The organism is Rhodococcus sp. NPDC060090 (assembly GCF_042729855.1).
GTDB lineage: Bacteria > Actinomycetota > Actinomycetes > Mycobacteriales > Mycobacteriaceae > Rhodococcus.
The window spans coordinates 25,038-41,973 of sequence record NZ_JBHWXB010000022.1 but is presented as its reverse complement, the minus strand read 5'-3'; the positions used below and the strand labels follow the sequence as shown (position 1 = coordinate 41,973).

18 protein-coding genes are annotated in these 16,936 nt (G+C 66.6%); 11 read left to right on the top strand and 7 right to left on the bottom strand.

The window, feature by feature from the left end; translation table 11 throughout:
* Positions 1-21: 21 nt before the first annotated feature.
* From ACFWCF_RS23875 to ACFWCF_RS23860, 4 genes are all read left to right on the top strand, one after another.
* The gene (locus ACFWCF_RS23875; RefSeq protein WP_378566935.1) at positions 22-1,710 is read left to right on the top strand and encodes a PHA/PHB synthase family protein; all 1,689 of its coding nucleotides are present in this window, start codon (positions 22-24) and stop codon (positions 1,708-1,710) included.
* Between the two features lie 105 nt (positions 1,711-1,815).
* Entirely contained in the window at positions 1,816-2,256 is a 441-nt protein-coding gene (locus tag ACFWCF_RS23870) for a hypothetical protein (RefSeq protein WP_378566932.1), read from the top strand.
* Positions 2,257-2,323: 67 nt separating this feature from the next.
* On the top strand, positions 2,324-3,445 hold the full coding sequence (locus ACFWCF_RS23865) for an alpha/beta fold hydrolase (protein WP_378566929.1): 1,122 nt from the start codon (positions 2,324-2,326) through the stop codon (positions 3,443-3,445).
* Between the two features lie 7 nt (positions 3,446-3,452).
* Positions 3,453-4,646, top strand: a complete 1,194-nt coding sequence (locus ACFWCF_RS23860; protein ID WP_378566926.1) for a glycoside hydrolase family 1 protein — start codon at positions 3,453-3,455, stop codon at positions 4,644-4,646.
* 34 nt (positions 4,647-4,680) lie between these two features.
* Here the strand turns inward: ACFWCF_RS23860 and ACFWCF_RS23855 are convergent, their stop codons facing one another.
* A complete protein-coding gene (locus tag ACFWCF_RS23855) occupies positions 4,681-5,127 on the bottom strand; it encodes an ArsI/CadI family heavy metal resistance metalloenzyme (RefSeq protein WP_378566923.1) in 447 nt (148 codons plus the stop codon).
* Between the two features lie 94 nt (positions 5,128-5,221).
* Here ACFWCF_RS23855 and ACFWCF_RS23850 point away from each other — a divergent pair, with 94 nt between their 5' ends.
* On the top strand, positions 5,222-5,581 hold the full coding sequence (locus tag ACFWCF_RS23850; RefSeq protein ID WP_378566920.1) for an Rv2640c family ArsR-like transcriptional regulator: 360 nt from the start codon (positions 5,222-5,224) through the stop codon (positions 5,579-5,581).
* A gap of 9 nt (positions 5,582-5,590) precedes the next feature.
* Here the strand turns inward: ACFWCF_RS23850 and ACFWCF_RS23845 are convergent, their stop codons facing one another.
* The 4 genes from ACFWCF_RS23845 to nadA form a co-directional block, all read right to left on the bottom strand.
* Positions 5,591-7,015, bottom strand: a complete 1,425-nt coding sequence (locus ACFWCF_RS23845; protein WP_378566917.1) for a wax ester/triacylglycerol synthase family O-acyltransferase — start codon at positions 7,013-7,015, stop codon at positions 5,591-5,593.
* 215 nt (positions 7,016-7,230) lie between these two features.
* Positions 7,231-8,097, bottom strand: a complete 867-nt coding sequence (gene nadC, locus ACFWCF_RS23840) for a carboxylating nicotinate-nucleotide diphosphorylase (RefSeq protein WP_378566914.1) — start codon at positions 8,095-8,097, stop codon at positions 7,231-7,233.
* A 1-nt stretch (position 8,098) separates the two neighbouring features.
* Positions 8,099-9,673 (bottom strand): L-aspartate oxidase, encoded by a 1,575-nt coding sequence (locus ACFWCF_RS23835; RefSeq protein WP_378566911.1) that lies wholly within the window; start codon positions 9,671-9,673, stop codon positions 8,099-8,101.
* Positions 9,670-10,701, bottom strand: a complete 1,032-nt coding sequence (gene nadA, locus ACFWCF_RS23830; RefSeq protein WP_378566908.1) for a quinolinate synthase NadA — start codon at positions 10,699-10,701, stop codon at positions 9,670-9,672. The genes ACFWCF_RS23835 and nadA overlap by 4 nt, the downstream gene beginning before the upstream one ends.
* 83 nt (positions 10,702-10,784) lie before the next feature.
* Between nadA and ACFWCF_RS23825 the strand changes: the two genes are divergently transcribed.
* From ACFWCF_RS23825 to ACFWCF_RS23805, 5 genes are all read left to right on the top strand, one after another.
* Positions 10,785-11,495 (top strand): NUDIX domain-containing protein, encoded by a 711-nt coding sequence (locus ACFWCF_RS23825; protein WP_378566905.1) that lies wholly within the window; start codon positions 10,785-10,787, stop codon positions 11,493-11,495.
* Positions 11,496-11,562: 67 nt separating this feature from the next.
* Positions 11,563-12,510 carry an aldo/keto reductase gene (locus tag ACFWCF_RS23820; RefSeq protein WP_378566902.1) on the top strand — a complete coding sequence of 316 codons (948 nt, stop codon included), beginning with the start codon at positions 11,563-11,565 and terminating at the stop codon, positions 12,508-12,510.
* A 339-nt stretch (positions 12,511-12,849) separates the two neighbouring features.
* A complete protein-coding gene (locus ACFWCF_RS23815) occupies positions 12,850-13,284 on the top strand; it encodes a nuclear transport factor 2 family protein (protein WP_378566899.1) in 435 nt (144 codons plus the stop codon).
* 208 nt (positions 13,285-13,492) lie between these two features.
* Entirely contained in the window at positions 13,493-14,404 is a 912-nt protein-coding gene (locus ACFWCF_RS23810) for a TIGR03619 family F420-dependent LLM class oxidoreductase (protein WP_378566896.1), read from the top strand.
* Positions 14,401-14,919, top strand: a complete 519-nt coding sequence (locus ACFWCF_RS23805) for a nuclear transport factor 2 family protein (RefSeq protein WP_378491492.1) — start codon at positions 14,401-14,403, stop codon at positions 14,917-14,919. Before ACFWCF_RS23810 ends, ACFWCF_RS23805 begins: the two co-directional genes overlap by 4 nt.
* A gap of 48 nt (positions 14,920-14,967) precedes the next feature.
* On the opposite strand, the gene ACFWCF_RS23800 is transcribed toward ACFWCF_RS23805, so the two are convergent.
* On the bottom strand, positions 14,968-15,168 hold the full coding sequence (locus ACFWCF_RS23800; RefSeq protein ID WP_378566893.1) for a hypothetical protein: 201 nt from the start codon (positions 15,166-15,168) through the stop codon (positions 14,968-14,970).
* A 2-nt stretch (positions 15,169-15,170) separates the two neighbouring features.
* A complete protein-coding gene (bioB, locus tag ACFWCF_RS23795) occupies positions 15,171-16,184 on the bottom strand; it encodes a biotin synthase BioB (RefSeq protein ID WP_378491494.1) in 1,014 nt (337 codons plus the stop codon).
* 113 nt (positions 16,185-16,297) lie between these two features.
* Between bioB and ACFWCF_RS23790 the strand changes: the two genes are divergently transcribed.
* On the top strand, positions 16,298-16,924 hold the full coding sequence (locus ACFWCF_RS23790; RefSeq protein WP_378566890.1) for a TetR/AcrR family transcriptional regulator C-terminal domain-containing protein: 627 nt from the start codon (positions 16,298-16,300) through the stop codon (positions 16,922-16,924).
* Positions 16,925-16,936: the final 12 nt, after the last annotated feature.

Sequence of the window (16,936 nt, the reverse complement as noted above, 5' to 3'; positions counted from 1 at the left end):
CCCAGTTCTGGAGTTGCCCCGGTGCTCAACAATCTGCAGAAGAAGATCTCCTCGTCGCTCGACCCCATCGGGTGGGGTCCGGCCGTGGCGTCCGTCGCCGGCCGCGCCGCGAAGAATCCGCGCGCCGTCGCCGAGGCGACCACGGAGTACGCCAACCGTCTCGCACACATCCCTGCGGCGGCGACCCGAGTGTGGAACGCGAGCGACCCTCAGTCCCCCATGCCACAGGACCCGAAGGATCGCCGGTTCTCCGATGCGGCCTGGAAAGAAAACCCCGCGTACTTCTCGCTGCTGCAGAGCTACCTCGCGACCCGCGAGTACGTCGACGAGCTCGTCGACGCAGGCGAGGGCGATGCGATGGCCGATGCCAAGGCCCGCCAGTTCGCGAATCTGATGTTCGATGCGCTCGCACCGTCGAACTTCCTGATCAATCCGGGTGTCCTCGTGCGTGCCCTCGACACGGGTGGCGCAAGCCTGTTCCGTGGCGCGAAATTCGCTCTCGACGACCTGGTGCACCGCAAGGGGATTCCGCTGAAGGTGGACCGCGACGCATTCACCCTCGGCGAGAACATGGCGGCAACCCCGGGCAAGGTCGTGTTCCGCAACGATCTGATCGAGGTCATCCAGTACGCACCACAGACCGAGAAGGTCCACGAGATCCCGATCCTGGCGGCGCCGCCGTGGATCAACAAGTACTACATCCTCGATCTGGCCCCGGGCCGGAGCCTGGCGGAGTGGGCGATCCAGCGCAATCGCACGGTGTTCATGATCTCGTACCGCAACCCGGACGAAACGATGCAGGACATCACGATGGACGACTACTACCGGCAGGGCATCGCCACTGCCTTGGACGTGGTCGAAGAGATCACCGGCGCCCCGCGGATCGAGGTGCTCTCGATCTGCCTCGGCGGCGCAGTGGCCGCGATGGCCGCAGCGAAACTGGGCGCAATCGGCGACAAGCGGATCAGCGCGTTCACGATGCTCAACACCCTCCTCGACTACAGCGAGGTCGGCGAACTGGCACTGCTGACCGACCCCGCGACGCTCGACAAGGTCGAGTACCGCATGAGCAGGCAGGGGTTCCTGTCCGGGTCCGAAATGGGCGGCACCTTCGACATGATCCGAGCGAAGGACCTGATCTTCAACTACTGGGTGTCGCGGTGGATGAAGGGCGAGAAGCCGGCCGCGTTCGACATCCTCGCGTGGAACGAGGACAGCACTCGGATGCCTGCTGCGATGCACTCGCATTACCTGCGAACCCTGTACGGGCGCAACGAACTCGCCGAGAAGAAGTATCTGCTGGACGGATCGGTGCTCGACCTTTCCGACGTCACCTGCGACACCTACATCGTGGGTGCGATCAACGACCACATCGTTCCGTGGACGTCGTCGTACAAGGCCGTGAACTTGCTGGGTGGCGACGTGCGGTATGTACTCACCAGCGGCGGACACGTTGCCGGTGCCGTCAACCCGCCGAGCCCCAAGGCCTGGTTCGAAGCTGTCGGCGCTCCCGACGACGAGCCGGCCGAGCTTCCCTCGGATCCGAAGTCGTGGCACGAGAAGGCGACTCGCCACACGGCGGCGTCGTGGTGGGAGGACTGGACGGTGTGGTCGACGAAGCGTGCGGGCGCGCTGGTTACACCTCCGTCCCTCGGCAGTGAGGCGCATCCGGTCCTCGAGAATGCCCCCGGGACATACGTCTTCAGCTGAACCGTTGCCAATTAGCACTGATTCTGCTAACCTGCTAACAGCGTCGTTCGCGACGTACCGGACTCATACCGCGCTACACCCCCGCGCTCAACGAAGGGAAACACCATGACTGCTCCCACCAAGCCCACCGCGCCCAAGCCCACCGACGCAGCCGCCAAGGCTTCCGAGGCCGCCGCCAACGCCACCGACGCAGCCACCAAGGCCGCCGCCGACGCCACTGCGAACGCACAGAAGACCGCCGAGAAGCTCACGGCGAGCGCCACTGCTGCTGCCGACAAGGCCGCTGCCGACCTGACCAAGGCAGTCGACGAGACCACCGAGCGCGTCAACGAGTTCAACGCCAAGTTCGTCGAGGCTGCCAAGCAGAGCGGCAACCTCGGTGTCGACACCTACGAGAAGGCCGTCGGCAGCATCCTGGACATGCAGGAGAAGTTCGCCGAGGCCACCCCGATCGAGTGGGTCGCCGACATCACCAAGGCGCAGGTCTCCTTTGCCCGCGAGCTCACCAGCACGGTCACCACCACGGCACGCGACCTTCTCAAGTAGGACACGATCGCGACATGAGAACCCTGATTCCGCCCGCGCGCCCGAAAGGCGCTCTACGGTGCGGTACATGGCTCCGGTGACGCATACACAGATCGCCGCGACTCCGATTCGACTCGGAGTCGCGGCGATCGCCGGTTGGAGCTCATACCTCCTCGGCCTGGCGCGCCGGGGCCCCGCACCCTGGACCATCGCATCGGACATCGGCCGCTACTACGGGGTCCTGACCGACAACACACCGCCGACCTGGGCACACACATGGCCGGTCCCCCGCCGATGGCCACTCGCGAACCTTCGCGACTGCAGCGCACCCGATGCCGTCGACCGCGAAACCGTGCCGACCCTGCTGCTCCCACCGCAGGCAGGCACCCACTCCTGCATCGTCGACCACTCGCGCGGCCGCAGCCAGATCGAAGCGCTGCGAGCAGGCGGGCTCAGCCGGTTGTACTGCCTCGAGTGGACTCCCGCGAACGCCGATACCGACTCGGCCTCGATCGATGAGCATCTCGCCGTGATCGCGGCCGCCGTCGATCATCTCGGCGGCCGGGTGAACATCATCGGTGACAGTCAGGGTGGCTGGCTCGGCACGATCTACGCTGCGCTGCACCCCGAAGCCGTGCACACACTCACCGTGGCCGGAGCCCCCATCGACTTCCACGCCGAGCAGCCTGCCCTCGCGGCACTCGCGCACGCACCGACCAGCGCTGCGACATCGGTGGTCGATCTCCTCTATGGCACCGCGCGCGCCGCGGGAGTACTGTCCACCGACCCGGTCGGCGAGATCGAACGGGCGATGGCCCTGCTCGGCGCACTCGACGACCCGGACGAGGTGTCCCGCATGGAAGCCGAACGGCGATGGTTCACCTGGAGGCAGGAGATCCCCGCCACGTTCCGGGAGTGGATCATGCGGCGCCTGTTCGTCCGCAACGAGCTCGTCGCAGGCACCCTCGAGGCCGACGGACGTGTCGTCGATCTGTCGAAGATCGACTGCCCATTACACCTGATCGCCGGCAGATCGGACATGATCGCGACACCCACTCAGGTCACGGTGCTCGCAGACCACGTTTCCACCCCGGCGTCGAAGATCGTGACGACGATCGCCGACACAGGCCACATCGGGTTGTTCATCGGGCGTCGGGCCCTGACCGACGTGTGGACCCCCTTCGCGCGATCGCTCACCGCGGTCTCGTGAGGTCGCGATGAGAGCGGCACTCGCGGTGCTCGCTCTCATCGCAGCACTCGGCGGACCGGGCGCCACCCCCGCTCACGCACACACGGACGAGTTCCTCTGGGGTGTGTCGAGTTCCGGCTTCCAGTCCGAGGGTTCGTCGCCCGACAGCAATTGGTTGCGGTACTCGAACGGTACGCGCCACGAACCGGTCGGATCGTCCGTCGACTTCCGCCACCGTTACCACGAGGACATCGCCCGCGCCGCGGAACTCGGAGTCGACGTCTACCGGATCTCGGTGGAGTGGGCCAGGATCCAGCCCACTCCGTACGGGTGGAACGACACCGAACTCGACTACTACGACGACGTCGTGCGAGAGATCCGCGCCGACGGCATGACGCCGATGCTCACACTCGATCACTGGGTGTATCCGGGCTGGATCGCCGACCGTGGTGGCTGGTCCGACCCCGGTACCGTCCGCTCCTGGCTCGCCAACGCCGAGACGGTCGCCGCGCGCTACGCCGACGCCGACGCCCTGTGGGTGACGCTGAACGAGCCCAGCCAGTATGTGTGGCAGGAGGTGGCGAACGGCGGTCTCGCACCGCCCGAGGTGCCGGTGATGTTCGATCGACTGGTCGAAGCGCATCGCGGAGCATACGAGACGATCCACCGGCTCGACCCGGATGCGCGGGTGACGTCGAACGCCGCGTACATCCCCGGGGCGCAGCCGTATCTCGACACCTGGTTCCTCGATCGGGTCCGCGACCGTCTCGATTTCGTAGGTGTCGACTACTACTACGGTGTGACGGTGCAGAACCCCACGGCGATCCACGCTGCCGTCGGCGACTATGCGTCGGTCGTGCCGCACCCGCAGGGTATGTACGACGCCCTCATGGATTACACCCGGCGCTACCCGGGTGTCCCGCTGTACGTGGTGGAGAACGGGATGGCCACGGCCGACGGCACCCCACGCACCGACGGCTGGACCCGGTCGCGGCACCTGCGCGAGCACGTCGACGAGATGGGACGCGCGATCGCCGACGGCGCCCCGGTGTTCGGATACAACTACTGGTCGCTCACCGACAACTACGAGTGGGGCGACTACACAGCACGGTTCGGGCTGTACACGGTCGATGTGCAGACCGATCCGAGTCTTACCCGCAGGCCCACCGATGCGGTCGAGACCTACCGGGCGATCATCGCCGAGACCCGGTTTCCATCATAGCCTCGCCGGCAACACCGAGTGGGCGAGCAGTGACCTACGTTGCGCTGGAGGTGCAGCACGTACCGTCGCCTGCCGTAGCCGGGCCGTCGAGGTGTTGCGGATTCGAACCGAACGTGTCGGAATCGGCCAACACCGTGTACACCTCCCATTTCTCGCCCGCAGGCCCGGTGACCCACACCTTGTCCTGGGTGGCGAAGCAACAGGTGGTACCGATCTCCTCGTCGGTGAACAGTCCCTCGCCGGTGAGCCGCGCAATCTCGTCGTGGACCTTCTCGCTGGACTCCACCTCGACGCCGAGGTGATTGATCGTGCCACCCTTGCCAGGGTTCTCGAGTAGCACCAGCTTGAGCGGAGGTTCGGTGATCGCGAAGTTCGCGTATCCCGGCTTCACTTTCGCGGGTTCGACATTGAACAGTTTCGAGTAGAAGATGACGGCCTGCTGCAGGTCGTCGACGTTGAGGGCGAGCTGGGCTCGAGACATGACGATCACCTTTGCTACATATATCGAATTACTGACGGAACTCAGGGTGCGCCCCTTTTCGATATAAGTCAAGAAGCTGCGTAGAGTGGGCGCCATGCCGAAAGCACTGCCCGTCGTCGATGTCAGCGCACCCATCTGCTGCACACCGGTCTCCGCCGCGCCGATGAGCGACGAAGCAGCCCTCCAGGTCGCGCTACGACTGAAGGCACTCGCCGATCCGACCCGGATCAAACTCATGTCGATCCTGCTCACCGCCGACACCGGTGAGGTCTGTACGTGCGACCTCGCCACCGGAGTGGACCTCGCGGAATCGACCGTCAGTCACCACCTGGGTCAGCTCAAGAAGGCAGGCATGGTCGTCGCCGAGCGCCGCGGAATGAACGTCTACTACCGTGCCCGAGTCGAATCTCTCGACGCACTCCGCGTGGTCCTCGACCCGAACTGTTGCACATGACGGACACGATCATGCCCGGGTCTCCACGTCGGTAATATTCCCCGCGACCGGGATCCCGACGGCGTGTTCGAGCGCGACGAGTTCGGCGTCGAGGTGATCGAGCAGCCTTCCCAGATCCGGTACGGTACGTCGGCACGCGGTGAGCCCGAACGCAATCCGATCGTCCGTGCTGGTGCACGTGATGTTCAGCGCCTGCCCGTCCAGCGGAACGGAGAGCGGATACACCGCGTCGACGCGTGCACCGTTCCAATAGAGCGGAGTGTCGGGGCCGGGCACGTTCGAGATGATGACATTGAACGCCGGACGCGACAGCACACGGTTCCCGGTCAATACACCCACCGCCAACGGAGCCATACCGACTGCACTGGCGGCCAAGCGGGACAGTGTCGACATCCCGCTCATGGACTTCTTCCCCGCGGCCATCGAGGCGCGCACCCCGGAAAGCCGCTCCGCCGCCTCCGGCCGGTCGGTTCCGAGCGAACACATGAGGACACCGAGGTCGTTCCCCGTGTTCTTGTCGTTCCGTAGCGCGACAGGAACCATCGCGACGAGCGATTCGTCAGGAAGCGAATCCTGTTCGGCGAGGAACGTGCGCAGCGCCCCCGAGCACATCGCGAGAACCACATCGTTGATGGTCGACTCGGATGCCGTGGCCACCGACCGGAGGCGTTCGAGGGGCCACGCGCGCGCGGCGAACCGTCGCGAACCCGCGATGGGCACGTTGAGGATCGTCTGCGGCGCCGCGAGCGACAACGATCCGCCCCGATCGTGCAGTGCACGGTCGACGGTCCCGACGATCGCGGGCACGAGACCGAACGCCTCCGAGATCACGCCGCGGGCAGCACGCACCGCGGTGCTCGGCAGTTCGATGGCGGCACCGACGACGGAGCGCTTCGGATCCGAGCTGTCGGGGGCAGCCCACGGCGCAGGCATTTCCGTCTCGTGGGGGTCCGTGCTCAAGGCACGGCGCAGCAGCCGCATCGCGCCGACACCGTCGGCGAGGGCATGATGCACTTTCATGTAGAGCCCGTACCGGCCGTCGTCGAGTCCTTCGATCAGGTGCATCTCCCACAGCGGGCGGCTGCGGTCGAGCAGCGGCGCATGCAGGCGCGAGACCAGTTCGCGTAATTCGGTGGTGGATCCCGGACGCGGCAGCGCGTTGAATCGCACGTGGTAGTCGAGATCGAACGCCGGATCGTCCTCCCAGGCCCACTGACCGAAGGTGGTCAGGGAACGAACGGCTCTCTTGCGCCACAGCGGTGCGACATCCTCGTCCTCGCTGCGGCCGATCGCGTCGACGAACATCTGTCGCAGGTCGCTCGCCGTGTGTCCCTCCGGCGGCTCGAACATGACGAGCCCACCGACATGCATCGGATGTTCGCGGGTCTCACCGAGCAGGAACATCGAATCGGTCGGTGACATCGGCAGCCGCATGTGTCGTCCTTCTACTCCCCTACACTGCGGGCCCCCTGACCCGACGATGACTCCGCTGAGCGCTCTCGCAGGGTCACTCGTAGTTCTACGCCATGACCTCGCGCTTCGCCACCGGAAACACACATGTCCGAGCCGTCACATGTCCGAGCCGTCACATGTCCGAGCCGTCACATGTCCGAGCCGTCACATGTCCGAGCCGTCACATGTCCGAGCCGTCACATGTCCAAGCCCAAGTCGAGCACCGTGACCGAATGCGTCAACGCGCCGACCGCGAGGTAGTCGACGCCTGTGCGCGCATAGTCGGTGGCCACCTCGAGGGTGAGCCCACCCGACGATTCCAGCCGGGTGCCCGGAGCATGGGTGTTGCGACGCTGCACCGCGATCTGCGTCTGCCACAGAGGGAAGTTGTCGAGCAGGATCAGCTCCACGTTCTCGGCCAGGACCTCGTCGAACTGCTCGAGGCTGTCGACCTCGACCTCGCACGCGATGTCCGGGGCGTGCGCACGCACCGCGCGCAGTGCCGCGACCACCGACCCGGCAGCGGCAACGTGGTTGTCCTTGATGAGGGCCTCGTCGCCGAGCCCCATGCGGTGGTTGACGCCGCCGCCGACGCGTACGGCGTACTTCTGCAGTGCCCGCAGACCGGGGAGCGTCTTGCGACTGTCGCGGATCTTCGCCTCGGTTCCTGCGACCGCGTCGACCCAATGCGATGTGGTGGTGGCGATCCCCGACAGGTGGCACACGAGGTTGAGCATGGTTCGTTCGGCGGTGAGCAGACCGCGGGTGGGTGCTTCGAGGGTGAGTACGGGTTCGCCTGCGACCACGCGATGCCCGTCCTCGAACCGGCTTCGCACCGTGTAGTGGTCGGCGCCGAGGACCTCGTCGAGCACGAGCAACGCCACGTCCAGACCGGCGACGGTGCCGGCCTGTCGCGGCGCCATGGTCGCGACGGTGACCGCGTCGGCAGGAACGGTCGCGTCGGTGGTGACGTCCGGTCCGTACCGCAGGTCCTCGTCGAGAGCCTGCCGCACGAGGGCGCGGGTCTCGTCGAGGTCGAGTCCGGCGGGCAGCACGGTGGCCATGTCAGTTCGCTCCTGTGAGTTGAGGGGTGGTCACGACGAGTTCTCCGTCGTCGTCCAGACGCTGGTCGAGGGAGTACGCCTGGTCGGGATCCGGGGTCGGGTGGTCCCGCCGGGTGTGGCATCCGCGGGATTCGGTTCGGCGCAGTGCCGCACCGACGAGGGCGCGGGCCGCGAGGGTGAGGGTGGCGTCCTCGAGGTCGGTGACCTCATCGCATGCACGCATGCGTGCGCCCGCCAAGATCGTCTCTGCGGCAGCAAGACCGGTCTCGTCGCGGACGACGAGCGCATCGTGGGTCATCACGTACTGCAATTCCGTGCGATCGAGACGGGGAAGCATCGGCACCGTCGCGTCGAGCGCTTCGACACGAAGGCCACCGCGTTCCGCAGCCGCCGCCGCGCCGGCCCGCTCCCCCACCACGAGACCTTCGAGCAGGCTGTTGGATGCGAGGCGGTTCGCGCCGTGCAGTCCTGTGCGCGCGACCTCACCGGCCGCATACAGTCCGGGAACCTCGGTTCGGCCGTGCTCGTCGGTGATGATCCCGCCGCACGAATAGTGCGCCGCCGGCGCCACCGGCAGCAGGTCCTGCGCGGGGTCGAGTCCGGCCTCCGCGCAGGATGCGGTGATGGTCGGGAAGCGCTGCGCGAAGCCCTCGAGGTGGCGGGCGTCGAGAAACACGTGGTCGTCGCCGAGCTCGGCGACGCGTTCGGCGATCGCGCGCGACACCACGTCGCGCGGGGCGAGGTCGCCGAGTGGGTGCACGCCGTCGGTGACGGACCGGCCGCGGGAATCCACCAGGGTTGCACCTTCCCCACGGACCGCTTCGCTGATGAGCGGGCGTCGCCCGAGGCCTTCGGCGGCGAACAGCACCGTGGGGTGGAACTGCACGAACTCGATGTCGGCAACGCGGGCGCCGGCGTGCAATGCGAGGGCGAGGCCGTCGGCGGTCGCGCCTACGGGGTTGGTGCTGCACGCGTACAGCTGTCCGAGCCCACCGGTCGCGAGCAGGACCGAGGGAGCGTGGATGACACCGAAGCCGCGCTCGTCGCGGATCAGCACTCCGGTGACGCCGCGCGCGTCGGTGAGTACGCGGGCGACGGCGGCACCGAAGAGCACCGGGAGGCCGGCAGCACCGAGGGCCCGCTGAACTTCTGCGCCGGTGGCGTCGCCGCCGGAGTGGATGATCCGACGGGTGCTGTGCCCTCCTTCTCTGGTTCGGGAGACGTCGCCGTCGCGCCCGCGATCGAACACCGCTCCAAGATCGGTCAGGGCAGCGATCGCGTCGGGGCCTGCGGCCACGATCGAGCGGACGACGTTCTCGTTGCAGAGTCCGCCGCCAGCGGCGAGGGTGTCCGCAACGTGGGATCCGACGCTGTCGCCGGTCGGTGCGACGACGGCAATGCCACCTTGCGCGTACTGCGTCGCGGTGTCGGTGGGACCGCCTTTGCTCACCGTGAGCACCTGCATGCCCCGCAGTGAGGCGGCACGCGCTGCGGTGAGCCCGGCGACGCCTCCGCCCACCACGACGAGATCGGTGTGCGCTTCCCAGCTCACCCCGGCGCTCACGGTGGACGTCACTCTCCGCTACCGGGATTGCCGATGGAGATCATCCGCTGCACCGACAGGCGGGCACGTTCGGCGACCGCCGGGTCGACGTGGACCTCGTCCTTGCGCTCACGGAGGCAGCGCAGCAGGGCAGCCGGGGTGATCATCTTCATGTAGGGGCACGACGCACGGTCGTTGACCGCCTGGAAGTCGATGCCGGGCGCGGCCTTCCGCAGCTGGTGCAGCATGCCGACCTCGGTGGCCACCAGTACCTGCTTGGCGCCGGTCTTGCGCGCGGCGTCGATCATGCCACCGGTCGAGAGGATCTTGACCTTGTCGTCGGGCACGAAGCCCTCACCGGCGAGATAGAGCGCCGACGTGGCGCAGCCGCACTCGGGGTGGACGAACAGGTCGGCATCGGGGTGCGACCTGGCCTGCGCGGCGAGTTCCTCACCGTTGATGCCTGCGTGCACGTGGCATTCGCCTGCCCAGATGTGGATGTTGTCCCGGCCGGTCACGCGCTTGACGTGCGCGCCGAGGAATTGGTCGGGGAGGAACAGCACTTCGCGGTCGGGGTCGATGGACGCCACGACGTCGACGGCGTTCGACGACGTGCAGCAGATGTCGGTCAGGCCCTTCACTTCGGCCGTGGTGTTGACGTACGAGACGACGACGGCGTCGGGGTGGTCCGCTTTCCACTCACGCAACTGATCCGCGTCGATGGAGTCGGCGAGCGAGCAGCCGGCGCGCTCGTCGGGGATCAGCACGGTCTTGTTCGGGCTGAGGATCTTGGCGGTCTCGGCCATGAAGTGCACACCGCAGAACACGATGGTGCCTTCTTCGGCCTCCGCGGCGATCCGCGAGAGTGCCAGGGAGTCACCGACGTGATCGGCGATGTCCTGGATGGCCGGCAACTGATAGTTGTGCGCCAGCAGTGTCGCGTTCTGCTCGCGGGCGAGCCGGCGAACCTCGTCGGCCCACTCCGGCGTCGCCTCGATGCCGGAGTAGCCACCCGGTCCGTCGACGATTGCGGCGGTTCCTGCCCACTCGGTCGTGGTCATGGCGTTGCTCCTTCGTGGAGTGCAATCCGGGCGGGCTGTGCTCGGATTTCCGTTCTCGGGGTTTTCGACTTAGGGTCGAAAACATGCCATATAGTAACACCGGTCACGAAGTGCTCATCGTGGTGTTCCAGATTCGCCACTTCACCGACACCTCGGGCACGCCCCGATCCGCTCCCGAACTCGGCGTTCTGCTATGGCAACGCGCACTCGACCCCCAGTCGGGCACCTGGTCGCTTCCCGGCGGCCGGCTCCGCGACGACGAGGACCTCATGTCCTCCGCACGACGCCAACTCGCCGAGAAGGTCGACGTACGCGAGGTGGCCCATCTCGAACAGCTCTCGGTCTTCTCCGCCCCCGATCGGGTGCCCGGCGCCCGCACCATCGCGTCGACCTACCTCGGCCTGGTGCCGATCACCTCCGACCCGCAGTTACCCGGCGACACGTCATGGCATCCGGTCGCAGACCTACCCGAGATGTCGTTCGATCACCGGATCATGGTCACCAACGCACACGCTCGCCTTGCCGCGAAACTGTCATACACCAACATCGCGTACGGACTCGCGCCCGCGGAGTTCTCGATGTCGACGCTGCGCGAGATATATTGCGCAGCAATCGGCTACCAGGTCGATGCCACCAATCTCCAACGGGTACTCGCCCGCCGGAGGGTCCTCACCCGAACCGGCACGACCGCACCGTCCGGCAAGAGCGGCGGCCGACCTCCGGCGCTGTATCGATTCACCGATTCCCGCCTGCGTGTCACCGACGAATTCGCAGCGCTTCGCCCGCCGGGATGACCGACCAGGTGTTTTCCTCTCCGGGAGTAGGGTGCGCGTGGAACATCACGCCGACGACAGGAGTGCAGTGGCAACAATCGGAAATTCCGAGCTCGATATCTACCCTCTTGCATTGGGCGGCAACACGCTCGGCTGGACAGCCGACGAGACCACGTCGTTCGAGATCCTCGATGCATTCATGGCCGCAGGCGGTAATTTCGTCGATACCGCCGACTCGTACTCCGCCTTCGCCCCCGGCAACTCCGGTGGCGAATCCGAGACCATCCTCGGAAACTGGAAAGCCGCTCGCGGTATCGGCTCCGAGATGATGGTGGCAACCAAGGTCGCCCATCACCCCGAATTCACAGGTTTGGCACCGGAGAATGTTGCGGCCGCCGCCGACGCGTCCCTCAAGCGCCTACAGTCCGATCACATCGACCTGTATTTCGCGCACTCCGACGATCCCGAGACGCCACTGGCGGAGACGGTGGCGGCGTTCGATGCGCTCGTCCAGAGCGGGAAGGTCCGTTACGTCGGCCTGTCGAACTACTCCCCCGCGCGCATCGCCGAGTGGCTCGCGATTGCAGACGAGGGCGGCTACGCCCGGCCCGTGTCGCTGCAACCGCACTACAACCTCGTGCATCGCGCAGAGTACGAACAGGGATACGCCCCGCTCGTCGCCGAGCACAATCTGGGTGTACTGCCCTACTACGGACTCGCCGCAGGTTTCCTCACCGGCAAGTACCGGACGTCGGAGGATCTCGAGGCAGGCATTCGCGGGCGGATGGCCTCGCAATACTTCTCCGAGGGCGGGCTCGCGGTGATCGATGCGCTCGCCGAGATCGCGACCGCCCACGCCGTCGAGATTCCCACGGTTGCACTCGCATGGCTGTCACAGCGTCCCGGCATCGCCGCGCCGATCGCGAGCGCAAGCCGCATCGAGCAACTCCCCGCATTGCTCGACTCGACGAGGCTGGTTCTCACCGATCTCGAGGCCGACCGTCTCACTTCGTTGTCGAACGCCGTCGAGGCATAGCCCTACGACGTCCCGGCGGTGATTCATTCGAGTCGCTCCACGAACCGTCCCCCGGTGCCGGCACTCGAGACCGGCCCCGTCCGCTGACCCTCGATCGAGTGCGCAGTTGTTGTCTCTCCCTCTCGAAGAATGCGACAACAACTGCACACTCGACGCGGAAAATCGGTTGCGCCGGCGACTCCCTCAACTTCATCGGTGTTCTCCCATTCCTCGCCATCCGCGGAACTCGGACGCTGAAGAGGTCTCCGCATCTGGTCTTGCCTGATCTCACTGAGCGGCAGATTCCAGTGAGCGGGCACAGTAGCCGGTGACAGATCCGAAGGCTGCATACTCGTCGCCATGGACACCCCGTCGGATCTCGCCGGCCGCTACGCGCTCGCGGTCGATGAGCGAGACCGTGCCGCTCTGGCCTACCTGTTCACCGAGGACGCCGAATTCGTGCAACCTCCCGCAGTGACCCGCGGCACCGAGAATGTGGTCACAGTAGGTGCCGGGGCGATCGTCGCGGTCGTGCTCGACGGCACCGCACACCTGCACGCCACCCACCATGCCGTGCACCAGCAGGTCCTCGATGTGGAAGGCGACAGCGCCACCGGGACGGTGTACTGCCTGGCGCATCACCTGTATCGCGGTCGCGACGGTATGCGCGACAACGCGTTCGCCATCCGGTACCGCGACGAGTACAAGCGGGTGAAGGGCAGCTGGAAGATCGCGCGGCGGGAACTCGTCGTCGACTACATCGAGGACCACGCCGTCACCGTCCCGGGACTCTGACCACCCCGGCACCGCGACACAGTGCGCCGTACGCAGCACCCACCCGGGATGTCCGTGCGAGTCCCGTTCAGTGGAAACAACTTCCGCGCGTCACGGCCCCCGTGTGATCCTTCGCAGAAATCCCCAGAACGTGAGAAGGGTCTTACATGAGCATCTCCACCGATCCACAGGTACAGTCCGGCGGTCACGCGCAGCGGATGCTCGGCCGGTGACCGCGTTGGAGGTCGGACTCAACGTCCTCGGCGCGGAGGCACTCTACGAAGGCCGGATCCGGTCGGTGCTGGATCTGGCCGCCGAAGCCGACCGAGTGGGAGTCGATCTGATCTCCACCGGAGATCACGTCGGCTTCACCGCGGCTGCGCACGCCGAGCGGGTCGCCACCCACGGGTTCACCTTCGCACTGGAACATCCGTGGTTCGAGCCGATCTCGCTGCTGTCGTCGGTCGCGGCGGTGACCCGGCGCGCCCGACTCGGGGTCTCGGTGCTCATCGCGACCCTGCGTCCCCCCGTCCTACTGGCCAAGCAACTCGCCACCCTGGACGCGCTCTCGGACGGGCGCGTCGCGATCGGAATGGGTGTCGGCTGGCAGGAGGACGAGTACACCGCAACGGGGATGCCGTTCGACGCTCGATTCGGCCGCATGGAACAGACCGTCGCGGCATGCCGGGAACTGTGGGGAACGCCGCCGGCCTCGTTCAGCGGACGTGGCTACTCGTTCGAGGACTTCCACTCGTATCCGCTTCCGGTACAACCCCGCGTGCCGGTGCTGTTCGGATTCGGCCCGAGCCGGCGCAATTTCGAACGGATCGCCCGGGTGGCCGACGGCTGGACGGTCAACCCGACCGACATGACGACCTTCCCCGAGTCTGTCGCCCTGCTCCGGCAATGCTTCTCCGAGCAGGGTCGCGACCCCGACTCCATCAGGATCCAGGTGTCGGTGACACCGGTCCGCGACAGTTCCGGCTCAGTCGATCTGTCGGCCACTGCGGATCGGGCCCGCGAGTGGCACGCGCAAGGCGCGACCGTCGTGGTGTTCCGGCCGGTGGCATTCGGCATCACATCCGACGGTATTCCGTCTCTGCTCGACTGGATGGTCGGACTCAAGGAGGGCACAGCGTGACCGACACGTCGCGAGCACTACAGGATCTCCTCGACAAGCAGGACATCCGAGAGGTGGTGCTGCGGTACTGCCGCGGCATCGACCGACTCGACTTCGATCTGGTGCGGGACTGTTACCACCTGGACGGCATCGACCACCACACCGGATTCGACGGCAACGTGGACGAATACATCGCTTGGGTGAAGCCGCGGCTGGAGTTGCTCGGCGGCACGATGCACCATGTCGGCAACCATCTCGTCGAACTGTTCGGCGATGTCGCGATCAGCGAGGCCTATTCCACCAACACGCATTGGGGACATCCCGACCGCGACGATTTCACCAGTGGCGCGCGGTTCATCGATCTGATGGAGCGGCGGGACGGACGCTGGGCGATCACCGAACGGTGGGCGGTCCGGGAATGGACCCGCTCCGATGCGGGCCGGATGACGACGCCGGAAGGACACGGCCCGCGCGGAAGCCGGGACGGATCCGACCTGCTGGCACATCTGCGGGCCCGAATTGCAGACCGGATGTGACTCGTCCCGCGCCCTCGCGCGGTCGTGGTGCGGCCGGCCACGGCGCTCTCAGCGCTGGTCGTCTTGCCAGGAATCGATCGTTCCGTGCCGTGAGCAGCGGGCCCACCATCCGTCGGGTGCGATCTGCACGATCATCCGACGGCCGCAATGGGCGCAGAACCGTGGCGGTTCCAGGCCTTTCACGACCGCAGAGGATCGGCCCGGGTCGATCCCGTCGACGCTCTCGGCGCCGGTGTACGCATCGAACACCGTCAGATGCTCTCGCCGAGAGCCTTGATCGGCATCTTCAGTTCGTCGAGGAGGTCGAGGTCCGTCTCGGCGCGCCGACCGAGCGTCGTCAGGTAGTTGCCGACGATCACGGCGTTGATGCCGCCGAGGATGCCCTGTTTCGCCCCGAGATCGCCGAGGGTGATCTCACGGCCGCCGGCGAACCGGAGAATCGTGCGCGGCAACGCGAGACGGAAGGCCGCGACGGCCGCGAGCGCCTCCGACGCGGGCAGCACGTCGAGGTCGCCGAACGGGGTTCCGGGCCTCGGATTGAGGAAGTTGAGCGGAACCTCGTCGGGTTCGAGGGCGGCGAGGTCAGCGGCGAACTCGGCACGCTGTTCGAGGGTCTCACCCATACCGAGGATGCCGCCGCAGCAGACCTCCATCCCGGCTTCGCGGACCATGCGCAGCGTCTCCCATCGTTCTTCCCACGTGTGCGTGGTGACAACCTGGGGGAAGAAGGATTTCGCGGTCTCGAGGTTGTGGTTGTAGCGGTGCACGCCCAGTGCGGCGAGCTGATCCACCTGATCTTGGGTGAGCATGCCGAGCGAACACGCGACCTGGATGTCGACCTCCCCGCGGATGGCCTCGACGCCCGCCGCGACCTGCGCCATCAGCCTGGCGTCGGGCCCGCGGACCGCAGCGACGATGCAGAACTCGGTCGCTCCGGTCTTCGCAGTCTGCTTGGCGGCCTCGACCAGGGCGGGGATGTCGAGCCAGGCCGAGCGGACGGGTGAGGCGAACAGTCCGGACTGGGAACAGAAGTGGCAGTCCTCGGGGCACCCGCCGGTCTTGAGGCTGATGATGCCCTCGACCTCGACCTCTGGCCCACACCAGGCCATCCGCACCTCGTGGGCGAGCGAGAGCAGGTCTTCGAGCCGATCGTCGGGCAGGCGAAGGACCTCGAGGGTCTGGGCGCGGTCGAGCCCCTCGCCGCGTCGGAGTACCTGGTCACGTGCGAGCTCGAGGATGTCGACTCGGGCGGGGGCGTGTGTCACTGCGAACTCCTGAGGATCGAAACTTGAACACCGTTCACTTGAACAGCGTTCAGGTTAGGGTCGAGGTCCGATAGTGTCAACGCAGACCGACCACGAGAGAGGGAGCGAAGACCGTGCAGTTGCGACGCGGCGACGTCCTCGACGGCGCCATGGCGATACTCGACGAGTACGGCCTGGGCGACCTGACCATGCGCAAACTCGCGACCTCGCTCGGTGTGCAGCCGGGCGCGCTGTACTGGCACTTCCCCAACAAGCAGACCCTGCTCGGCGCGATGGCCGACCGAATCCTCGACGGCGTCGACGCACCACCGTCCGCCGACACATGGGACGCCGCACTCACCCAGCTCGCCTATCGCCTTCGCGGCGCACTGCTCGCCCACCGCGACGGCGCCGAACTGGTCGCCGCGACCTACGCCTCACGCCTGACGACCTCCCCCGCCCGCGACAGCCTCGTCACGGCCGCGCAGCGCGCGGGGCTCTCCCGCGCGCACGCCGAACTCACCGGCTACGCGCTGCTGCACTATGTCCTCGGCCACACCGTCGACGAGCAATCCCGCCTCCAACTCGCCGAACTCGGGGCACTCACCCGGTCGCCGATCTCTCCCGATACCGCGACCGAGAACGTCGCGACGTCGGACGACGACCTGCTCGACGGCGACCCGGCGGTCCGATTCGACTTCGGATTGACCCTGTTCGTCGACGGGATCCGCCGCCGCCTCACCGAACACGCATCGTCCTGATCGTTTACGGAT

Bases quoted from the DNA above. Each gene is read 5' to 3' on its own strand.
- ACFWCF_RS23870 (WP_378566932.1), top strand. From the start codon at position 1,816: ATGACTGCTCCCACCAAGCCCACCGCGCCCAAGCCCACCGACGCAGCC.
- ACFWCF_RS23865 (WP_378566929.1), top strand. From the start codon at position 2,324: ATGGCTCCGGTGACGCATACACAGATCGCCGCGACTCCGATTCGACTC.
- ACFWCF_RS23860 (WP_378566926.1), top strand. From the start codon at position 3,453: ATGAGAGCGGCACTCGCGGTGCTCGCTCTCATCGCAGCACTCGGCGGA.
- ACFWCF_RS23855 (WP_378566923.1), bottom strand. From the start codon at position 5,127: ATGTCTCGAGCCCAGCTCGCCCTCAACGTCGACGACCTGCAGCAGGCC.
- ACFWCF_RS23850 (WP_378566920.1), top strand. From the start codon at position 5,222: ATGCCGAAAGCACTGCCCGTCGTCGATGTCAGCGCACCCATCTGCTGC.
- ACFWCF_RS23845 (WP_378566917.1), bottom strand. From the start codon at position 7,015: ATGCGGCTGCCGATGTCACCGACCGATTCGATGTTCCTGCTCGGTGAG.
- nadC (WP_378566914.1), bottom strand. From the start codon at position 8,097: ATGGCCACCGTGCTGCCCGCCGGACTCGACCTCGACGAGACCCGCGCC.
- nadA (WP_378566908.1), bottom strand. From the start codon at position 10,701: ATGACCACGACCGAGTGGGCAGGAACCGCCGCAATCGTCGACGGACCG.
- ACFWCF_RS23825 (WP_378566905.1), top strand. From the start codon at position 10,785: ATGCCATATAGTAACACCGGTCACGAAGTGCTCATCGTGGTGTTCCAG.
- ACFWCF_RS23815 (WP_378566899.1), top strand. From the start codon at position 12,850: ATGGACACCCCGTCGGATCTCGCCGGCCGCTACGCGCTCGCGGTCGAT.